7 protein-coding genes are annotated in these 9607 nt (G+C 39.1%); 4 read left to right on the top strand and 3 right to left on the bottom strand.

Annotated features, from left to right (window positions below; translation table 11 throughout):
- Positions 1-397: 397 nt before the first annotated feature.
- Both ABMY35_RS20675 and ABMY35_RS20670 read right to left on the bottom strand, forming a co-directional pair.
- Positions 398-835, bottom strand: coding sequence for a thioesterase family protein (locus ABMY35_RS20675; RefSeq protein WP_349287959.1), 438 nt, complete (start codon positions 833-835; stop codon positions 398-400).
- A 486-nt stretch (positions 836-1321) separates the two neighbouring features.
- The gene (locus ABMY35_RS20670; RefSeq protein ID WP_349287958.1) at positions 1322-1774 is read right to left on the bottom strand and encodes a hypothetical protein; all 453 of its coding nucleotides are present in this window, start codon (positions 1772-1774) and stop codon (positions 1322-1324) included.
- Positions 1775-2073: 299 nt separating this feature from the next.
- Between ABMY35_RS20670 and ABMY35_RS20665 the strand changes: the two genes are divergently transcribed.
- From ABMY35_RS20665 to upp, 4 genes are all read left to right on the top strand, one after another.
- Positions 2074-3729 (top strand): LruC domain-containing protein, encoded by a 1656-nt coding sequence (locus ABMY35_RS20665; RefSeq protein ID WP_349287957.1) that lies wholly within the window; start codon positions 2074-2076, stop codon positions 3727-3729.
- A 12-nt stretch (positions 3730-3741) separates the two neighbouring features.
- Complete coding sequence (locus ABMY35_RS20660) at positions 3742-4248, top strand: hypothetical protein (protein ID WP_349287956.1); 507 nt, start codon at positions 3742-3744, stop codon at positions 4246-4248.
- A gap of 265 nt (positions 4249-4513) precedes the next feature.
- On the top strand, positions 4514-5362 hold the full coding sequence (locus tag ABMY35_RS20655; RefSeq protein WP_349287955.1) for a trypsin-like serine protease: 849 nt from the start codon (positions 4514-4516) through the stop codon (positions 5360-5362).
- A gap of 290 nt (positions 5363-5652) precedes the next feature.
- Positions 5653-6282 carry a uracil phosphoribosyltransferase gene (gene upp, locus ABMY35_RS20650; RefSeq protein ID WP_349287954.1) on the top strand — a complete coding sequence of 210 codons (630 nt, stop codon included), beginning with the start codon at positions 5653-5655 and terminating at the stop codon, positions 6280-6282.
- A 463-nt stretch (positions 6283-6745) separates the two neighbouring features.
- Here the strand turns inward: upp and ABMY35_RS20645 are convergent, their stop codons facing one another.
- Entirely contained in the window at positions 6746-9124 is a 2379-nt protein-coding gene (locus ABMY35_RS20645; RefSeq protein WP_349287953.1) for a hypothetical protein, read from the bottom strand.
- Positions 9125-9607 lie beyond the last annotated feature (483 nt).

The raw sequence follows: 9607 nt of genomic DNA, 5'->3' as shown, positions 1-9607 counted from the left end.
TCAGCTTATTTGATCATGCTAACAATTTGGGTTTCGGTAAACTTGCTTTTTCTCATCGTAAATTTTCCTATTTTAGTTAATGGAAAATTCTACTTATGAACTGTTTCATTTTTTGGGGGAGTTACAGTAGGTGCAAAGGGTTTATGACTGCGAGCACAGCGAGTACATTCTCTTTGCGCAAGATGAAATGAGCAATTTTAAAAGCAGTTGACACAGCATAGATCTACATGGACGTAATACTTCGTCTTCCTATGTTTTAATATGCTCTTTGCGCAATCTTACTAAAGTTATTTTCATTCACTGAACCCGAAACGAAGCAACTCAGCCTGAAGAGGTGAGAATAAGGATACCTAATTAGCATAGCTCAATGAGTACCCCCCTCCTCCATCTGCAAAACCTATTGAGCAACATCCATCTCATACTGCTTTAATATAGTCATCATATTCTCTGGAATTGGCGACTTTTGACCTGTTTTCATATTAAACATCACCACATTCGCATAACCCGTTGTACAGATTGCTTGCTGTGACTCGCTAAACGCCTCATAGCGCATAGTAAAACGGTCTTCTTTTATATCAGTAATGTATGAACCAATGTACAAGGTATCAGGAAAAGTCACTGGGCGCTTATATTGCGCATAAGTATCGCGTAACACTGGGCTATGGGTCGGCTCAGATAAAATAGATAAAAGCCCTGTTTGCTGTAAAAAATCGATTCGTGCGGTTTCAAAGTAGCGGAAATACGACACATTGTTCACATGCCCCAATGCATCCATCTCCCCCCACACCACATGTACTTTAGTGTTGATTACGAACTTCTCAAAAAATTCCTGCATGATGTTGCCTTTGTTTTAATTATTTATATTTAGATCAAAAACTCATCGTACCAGTACAAAGTGCAAAATACACGTTGCGAAGCAAGGTTACTTTTGCGCAAGGTGAAATGAGCCATTTTAAAAACTGCTGAGTCTGTATTTAGCTAGAAGGTGTAAAGGGTTAATGACTGCGAGCGAAGCGAGTACATTCCCTTTGCGCAAGTTGAAATGAACAATTTTAAATGCTGCTGAAACTGCACCTAGCTACATGGATGTAAAACTACGCTAATCTTGATTCAAAGATTTTTTACGCAATACGAAGGAAGCCTTTAAAAAATACTGAGTCTGCATCTAGCTAGAAGAAGCAAAGGGATTACGACTGCAAGCGCAGCGAATACATCTCTTTGCGCAAGATGAATGCTAAACAACGAGCTTGTTAGCTGTAATTTTAAATATGAATGCCTCTCGGTTTACATAACATTGATTACTAAGCTCAAAGCTCTATGGTTATGTAATATTATTTTCTTTTAAACTCTCTTTCTTTTGCTCATGTGCCCGCGCTCGCTCCTGCCCTTTTTGATACTCTTCAGCAATCATCTTCTCTATTTCTGAGGTTTTTTCATTAAAATCTTTCTCAGAAATTTCACCTGCATCAAACTGTTCTTTTTGCTCATCGAGCTTCTCTCTCAACTGTTTTATTTTCTCCATATCAACGCCAAGTCTTTGCATTAAAATGGCTTCTTGCATTTGCCCTAAAAAACCTTCGTTACGTATGGTCGTTTGTAGCTCTTTTTGTTGATATTGCTGACTAACAGAAGAAGTCTGTTGCATGGGCATCTCAGCGGCAATTGCTTGGCTAAATTGCCTTTCATCATTGCCGCTCTGCGACAACTTTTGCCCACCTTCAATATGATTTGGGGTCGATAATGGGCTAGTGCCTGCGGCTTTGTACATCAACATAGTGTGTTCCTTGTAATTTGCTTATCACATCCATATATGTTTCAAAAATCGAGCCAGTATGAAAATCGATTTCATTATTACTTATATCTCATTTAACGGTTTTCACCTTTATTGATTTGCAACCTCGCAGAGTAATAAAAGAAGCTCAAAAGGCGTACTCATTAAACTTTTCGCAAAATGCAATGCATGTTCATAAAACAACTTAACAAGAAAAACATAAGCCATTAATTAATAAGAAGAAAATATAGGTCTATTATTTGCTAAAAATTATTTATAAATAAAGTAGCGAGAGATCTAATATGGCTTATTATCAGACATTAATCATATGCATTGTCATTAGTTTTTTTTCAACTTTAGCAAATGCAGAAACCGATACATTAAATACTCGCTTAGGGCCTATCAACATCAGTTGGGTAAGTGACAGAAACACGGGTTACAATGCTAAAGGCGAACCGCTCAATGTTGTTAATATTAACGACCAGCTACCCGCTACTTTTCTAGCCGATATTTATGCGAAGATCCCAGATGGGCGCCGAGTAAACCCCGACTATATTGACACTGATTCAAAGAGTAATTTGATTATAGACAATGACTTTGAGGGACAAGCAACCGTAAGTGTTACATTTTTAAACGAAGGTGCCTATTTCAGAAATACCTTCGGTTACTTCTTATATGATCCAAATTCCCCCCCTCAAACTTTCACCGATATTGCAGAACATAAAATCATTTTTCCTAACGCATCTAAACCTAATGCGGGGTTATTAGACCAAGGTGATACTGTGCCTTTAGAGATCACATTAGCTGCTGGTCAAGCAATGGGCTTTTTTGTTATTCCAAATGGGTGGGGGTTCTCAAGCAGCTATGCAGAACTTGAAAGCTCAGGGTATTGGGATCAAGCCTTTTACAGCCTTCCGCACTTAAACCCAGAACCTGATGGAGTAAAACAACACAATGTCGTGTTTTATGACACGCAAAGTCAACTCTTAGTAATTGCGTTTGAAGATTATTATCGTATGCAGGGTGACAACGACTTCAACGATATGATCTTTTCATTAGACGTTACTCCAATTGGTGCTTTAGAAGGTATCAATGATGACGGTACGGTCACAGACACAAACTACAATGTACTTATTGAAGAAGAGACTACTCCCACTACATCATCAAGTTACTATCCGTCTGCATCAGGCTATGCAACCATCATGTTTGAAGATAGATGGCCAAAAATGGGGGATTATGATTTTAACGACCTTGTTGTTAAATATAGATATTATTTAGAAAAAGATATCAATAATAACCTTTCATCACTCGAGCTAAAATATAATATTCAAGCCATTGGCGCGGAGTATCATAACGGCTTTGCACTTCATCTTCCCAATGTAACAAAGGCGAATATCAAATCAGCAACGCTGCAAAAGTCAGGCTCAACGGTAACATTACAACCTGAAGCAGCAGCCAGCGAGGTTATTTTCATTTTATCTGCAGATGTTTGGCAAGACGTCTCTACTAGCTGCAATATGTTTAGAACTATGCCAAGTTGTAAAAATGCCATCAGCAGTGAGTTTGTACTGAATGTTGAGTTTAATCAGAGTGTCGATGAATCTTCCATCGGCCTCCCCCCCTATGATTTATTTATATTTGCATCTGTAGACAAGCCCCATGGAGAGTTCGCTGGACGCCAGTGGGAGGTTCATCTAAAAGAATTTTCAGGCACTAGCTTATTTAACCAAGGTCAGTACGGCCTTCACGATGACAATAGTAATGCCACTAACTCATTCGTGAACTCAAATAACTTCCCATGGGCAATCAATGTACTAGACAACTTTGAGCAACTTTCAGAAGGAAAGGATATTCAAAAAGGTTACCCTGATTTTGCTCAGTGGGTAATAAATAGCGGAGCCAGCCATACAGACTGGTACAAACCAGCACGCTCTGTCATAAACTATATTTACAAGTAAGAGGAAAACAAGATGAAACTTACCAATTCAATTACACTTATCATCTTACTCGCATTGCTTGTGGGGTGTGGCGGTGGGTCAGAAAGCAGTTCGCAGGTGCCAGAAAACAATGAAAGTAATACTCAAACAGCTGCAACAACTGAAAGCAGTGGAAATACTGAAACAAACGAGACTCCAGATACAACGCAGCTTGTTGCTCCTCAATCTTTTGATTTTCGAGTGGATAAAGATGTTCGTATTCTTTTAACCGACTTACCTCAAACAAACGGTGTCATAAACATATACCATGGCACCGACTTTTATGACGAACAAAACGATGTGTATTACCCTGATGGTAAGACACTACTTACCAGCTGGCGCCCTAAGCAAACACAACAGATAAAAGTCAGCTTCAACAAAAACTGGCAAGGACTATTGATTGAGTGGCTACCACAAACGGGATTTCAAAAAGAGCAATATATATTCTTTCCTGCTTCGCAAATTAACGAAGAACTCTTGCTTTCGATCAATGCAGAGTAATCTGTCAAAAAATGAATCTGCTAAGTCAATAAAAAGCTAAAACCGTAATGGCTCTCACATAAGGAGAGCCCACACTTTGACAATAAGCGCTACTAAATAACACTTCGACTACTTTTGCAAAATCATAAAAACCTTATCGAAACCGTAAAACCACACCAACATAAAATCACTATAAAAACTAAAACCTATAAATATTAGAGTCTTACAATCAGGCACTCAACTTGCTATCTCATAACTCTAAACACATGAAGGGTAAGGAATAGACATGAACTTAATCAGAAAATTAATTATCGGTGGTTTAATCACAACCAGCCTGCACGCCAATGCCATGATAATTAGGCACGATGTAAATGACGATAAGTACGTTCAACAAGCAAGCGATTACCCCGCTATTTTTCCCTTGAAGGATGACGGTAAAACTAAAAACTGTGTCGGAACTTTATTGGCAGCACAGTGGGCTGTAACTGCTGCGCATTGTACTATTTTATTAGAGCCCGGCAGTCAGCTTGAAATAGCGGGTAACAAAACTGAAGTTCACTCGATCCATTTGCCGCCTGAATATGGCTATATGAAAGCAATTAAGAATGAGCAAGGTAAAATCATCAACATTGAAGACAAGGTTAAAGACCCATCATTCGATATTGCTTTGCTAAGACTTAAGCAACCAATAGAAAACGCAAAGACATTTCCCCTACTTGAGTCAAAAGTAAAAGAAAACCAAATCATAGAAGTGATGGGCTGGGGCGACTTTGGTGATGGTGCAAAAGGCGTCTCTCGCCAAGAGAGAGTGAACGACAGACAACTGCGCGTGGCACACAACAAAATAGACGTCGTCGATGGCAATTATCTGATTTTCAATTTTGACGCTCCTAACAGCAAGAACGTTTTACCTCTTGAGGGTATTAATGGCCCCGGCGACAGTGGCAGCCCTGCGCTTGTGAAACTTGCAACAGGGTACTACATCGCTGGGATCAGATCAGGGGGAGATTATCCCGAACCACAAGCGCAACACCAAAGAGAAGGCAAATATGGCTGGCAGGAATACTATATTAGCGTGAATGCACTGAGTGCTTGGATAAGTAAAACCATGGCTTTAAAAATAGATAACCCTTAAATAAAAATAAGCTACTTTCATCTGTAGGCGCGGCTTTATGCCGCGATTTGAAATATAGATCGTTTTAGCGCGACAGGTTTTAATTTAACTTTCAATTCGAGAATATGTCGCGCTTTCGAAAATAACAGCACAATAAAAAGCCTACTCTGGGAGTTTCATTTTTTAATTGGCCAAGGACAATAATTAATCTGTTCTTAATATTGCGCTTATTAATTCTCTAATAGAATTTATCGATTCCTCTCCTTCTTGTTAGACTTAACTACATTATAAAAATTTATTTAGGGCACATCATGAGCGTAGTTGAAGTTAAACATCCATTGATTTCTCACAAACTGGGGCTGTTACGAACACACGATATTAGTGTTAAAGCATTTCGTGAATTGGTATCTGAAATTGGCAGCTTATTAACTTTTGAAGCAACTCGGGACTTACCGCTAGAAGATACCACTACCGCTTCTTGGCAAGGTGATATAACCACACAACAACTAGCAGGTAAAAAATTGACCTTGGTTCCGATCTTAAGGGCTGGACTGGGTTTAAATGAAGGTGTTCTATCAATTATTCCGTGTGCCAGAGTCTCTGTGGTTGGTCTTTATCGAGATGAAGAAACCCTAGAGCCAGTACCCTACTTTGAAAAACTCACTTCTGATTTAGATAAACGTGTCGCCTTGGTCGTTGACCCAATGTTAGCCACAGGTGGTTCTATGGTAGCGACCATAGACTTATTAAAAAAGCATGGGGTAAAAGAAATTAAAGCCATGGTTTTAGTTGCCGCCCCTGAGGGTATTCAAGCACTTGAAGAGGCTCACCCAGATGTTACGCTTTATACTGCCAGTGTCGATGAAAAGCTCAATGAGCAAGGCTATATCTTGCCGGGCCTAGGTGATGCGGGTGATAAGATTTTTGGGACTAAGCAATAAAGCTCTGCGAATAAAGTTCGGTGAAATAAACAACCTTAATCTGTAGTAGCGGCTTATTGTGAAGTAGGTCGAGCTTTAGCGCGACAGGCTTGAAATCAACCTTCAATTTAACTCTTTATCACGTTGGCGACTGCAACCAAGGGCGAAAAGTGTGGAAAGTTTTGTGAGTGCGCAAAACAAAACTAGCATTGAGTGCGAGGCCTTTGGTGATAAAGCTCGACAAAAACCCTAGGTTTTTATACAAAAAAACATATTTCTAAATTACTTTTTCACAGTGAAATAATGCATTTTAAGTCGCCTGCATGAAAGATGAACCCCATTCTTCTTGGCGAGTACATTACTAGTTTTGTCTGATTGTTTCTTAAAAAGAGCTGTTCAAAATTACAAATAAACAGCACAAACTTAATCACTTTTTCAAAATAAAAGAAAGCACAACCAGCTTTACTGGTTGTGCTAATAAAGGTTATTGGTGAATAAGTGTAACGGCAGGCACACTATCTTCAGGGTAAGCAAGGATAGAGTCTGCACTCTCCCCAAACCAAACCGTGGCTAAATCAACAAGACCAGAAGCTTCAGCTCGATTTACCGCAGTAAGATTAATCCCTAATTTAATCGGATACGGAATCCCTAACTTGAAGCTACTATCAGAATTTAGTGAATCAATTATCCTATATCTAAGCCTAATCGATTCTAAGACCTGTTTCTCTTTAATTGCCCTATGTACATCAGCTTTAATAGCTGTATCCATACTATTGAACACTATTTCTCGCGCCTGATGAGAAAGCCTTGGGGCATGCTCTTTATTTTTAGGCCACTCAATGGCACATTCTATACCTTTCGAAGCTTTAAAACTCACCTCTATCACTAACGCATCAACTGGTAGTCTCGAAGTACATATCTCAACCACTTCCTTTTGACTTAAGAAGTGCTCCAAATCCCTCACAGAGACCCTTAGTTCATTTGCAAGTTCAGCTACTAAATGAGAATAGCCCTGCTCTCTATTACATATTTTATAGAGACTTCCTTGTGTAATTGAGTGAGCAAAATGAATACCTGAGCCAGCCATTAAGTTCACTTTATTTATCGAGCTTTGAGACGGTACTTGCCAATAGCAAGTTGATGACTTGTAGCCTAAGTTATTTACTATTCTGTCTTCGCCTCCCACTTCAGCCTCTTTACCCGAAAGTTTTTTGATTGGGTCAATTCCGGCAATTGTTATCTTAGCCAAGGCTTCACCTGATAACTTAGTTTGAACATATGAGACATCTGTATCCTGTGTAGCTATCAGCTCACTTTGCGAAGTTTCATTATCTAATGCAGCAGCAGGCGTGTAGTTCTGGAATCTATAAACTGTGCATTTTTTTTCAGCTTCGACTTTTACACCTGCATTGAGCGCCACAGAAAGCACCGGTGAAGCGCTCAAGTTAATCGCCTGCTTGAGACCTGCGCCTACACCAGCTTTGTACCCCCATAAATTAATAAAGGTGAGAGTATTTTCATAACCAAGGGCTACTTGGTCTTTTGTTGGTATCTTCTGGGCTTTTTTATAACTAATTACTTTAATATGGTAGCTAATTTCTTCAAGAATCTTGTGGTAGTCTTGAGTGGAGAGTGATAACCCTTTAATGGCATTTTCTATCGCTATTTTCCAATTAGCTAAGCTCGGCATACCCGTAAAGCCGTCTTTGGGAATAAGTAGAGATAAATTACTGTAATGAAAAACATCATCAAGAGATGTTTTTGTTTTATTTTCACTATTCCTGTTTCCTAGCCATCGCTTAAGCACGAAGGTATCCAGCTCCCTTGCAACATCTAGATTATAATCATTCAAAGTCTTTATTAGCTCACGATCTAGCCCCGCAACTCTAAGATCTCTTAGCGCAAATATTAATGTTTGAGCATTTATAAGACTCGCCATTAATACTTCAAAGGGTAATTCATCGCCCGTAAAAAAACCTTTCAATGTTTTCCAAAAATTAAGATGTTGGAAAACTCCTGTAAGCACACCATCATAGCTTCCCATAAATGCCTTTATGCGCTGCTTTATGTTATTTTCTGTTCCATAACCGACAATCTCAGAGAAAGACTGTTTGAGCCTTTCATCATTCCATGAGTGATACCAGCTCGGATGAGTATCTGTCAGGTTCATGAACTGACCTTCAATACTAGCTTCAGCACTAAGAGATATTTCATTACTTGCTGAGAGAGCAAGTTGCTCTAGCGCCATACAACCATATTTGCCAAACTCTTCTTGCGCTGTTTTCTTTTGCTCATCTTTATCTGTTTTAGAAGTGAGCATAGAACTTGATTGGTCACTTGCATCAGCTTTACCAGACGCTTTCAAACCTAAACTTGCACTGAGGTTGAGGCTACCATTCCAATGCCTACCATTCGCTGAGATAAAACAAACTCTAAAAGGGTTTTCTTTATAATGAGTACTTTGAGGTTGCCTGACTACAGCAATAAATGTCTCGTTAATTGCCTCTATACCACCTCCAACTTTTATTTCAGCTGTGACAAAGCCTGGCAATGTCATGTCTCCAGGGCTAAAGCTGCAACTAAGCCCAACACCTAAACCTATGGCCCCAAAGCCATGAGAGCTTTGTCCAACAAAATCGAACCCACTGACCGTAAATACGCTATACATCTGATCAACAGTAAACTCTGTAGCGTTGGGCTTATCATACGCATTCTTATACCGAATGATTAATTGCTCAGCGAGTAAATTTCCACCCGTATCATTGTCACAAAGTCTTTTAATCGAATTAAAAGGGATTATTGATGAAGTTGAGGAATTAGTGTAACTCTTAATACCATCGAATCCTTTTTGAGGATGTGTCATGGCGTGATTCTCCTAATAAACAATGTTTTTAATTTGTCAGCCATTATGGATTCGGCTGAGTAAGATATGCATGACCCATTGCTTTTTTGCTTAGTTACAAGAGTCAAAAGCCACCTGGAGAACGCTTAAATACATTTGAGTTGTTCAATGCCTGAATAAGATCATTTCCAAGATCTCACCAATGGAGAGAGTTGATAAAATCAAGGCAGTTTAAAACAAATATTAAGCTTAACTTCCAATGTCATAGGAGTTTACGATGTAGGTAATGATAAAAATCGGGGAATTAGGTGATAAAAACCGCTTTAACTTGGTTTAACCCTTTTTGAAAACTTCAGATAGGAATAAAGAGTTCAATGGGGTCACCCATTAGTCAGCCGTTGTAAAGTGCGCGAGTGAATTTCTGCCGAATTATTTTCAGCATAAAACATTAGTCACTCAATCTTCACTCGCGCCCGTTTTTTCTTTAGTTTGATGTCGGATAAT

Source organism: Pseudoalteromonas sp. BZB3, assembly GCF_040104455.1.
GTDB lineage: Bacteria > Pseudomonadota > Gammaproteobacteria > Enterobacterales > Alteromonadaceae > Pseudoalteromonas.
This window is presented reverse-complemented; position numbering and strand designations above follow the sequence as displayed.

What these genes read in the sequence shown, in the direction of transcription:
- ABMY35_RS20675 (WP_349287959.1), bottom strand. Translation starts at nt 835, where the DNA reads ATGCAGGAATTTTTTGAGAAGTTCGTAATCAACACTAAAGTACATGTG.
- ABMY35_RS20670 (WP_349287958.1), bottom strand. Translation starts at nt 1,774, where the DNA reads ATGTTGATGTACAAAGCCGCAGGCACTAGCCCATTATCGACCCCAAAT.
- ABMY35_RS20665 (WP_349287957.1), top strand. Translation starts at nt 2,074, where the DNA reads ATGGCTTATTATCAGACATTAATCATATGCATTGTCATTAGTTTTTTT.
- ABMY35_RS20660 (WP_349287956.1), top strand. Translation starts at nt 3,742, where the DNA reads ATGAAACTTACCAATTCAATTACACTTATCATCTTACTCGCATTGCTT.
- ABMY35_RS20655 (WP_349287955.1), top strand. Translation starts at nt 4,514, where the DNA reads ATGAACTTAATCAGAAAATTAATTATCGGTGGTTTAATCACAACCAGC.
- upp (WP_349287954.1), top strand. Translation starts at nt 5,653, where the DNA reads ATGAGCGTAGTTGAAGTTAAACATCCATTGATTTCTCACAAACTGGGG.
- ABMY35_RS20645 (WP_349287953.1), bottom strand. Translation starts at nt 9,124, where the DNA reads ATGACACATCCTCAAAAAGGATTCGATGGTATTAAGAGTTACACTAAT.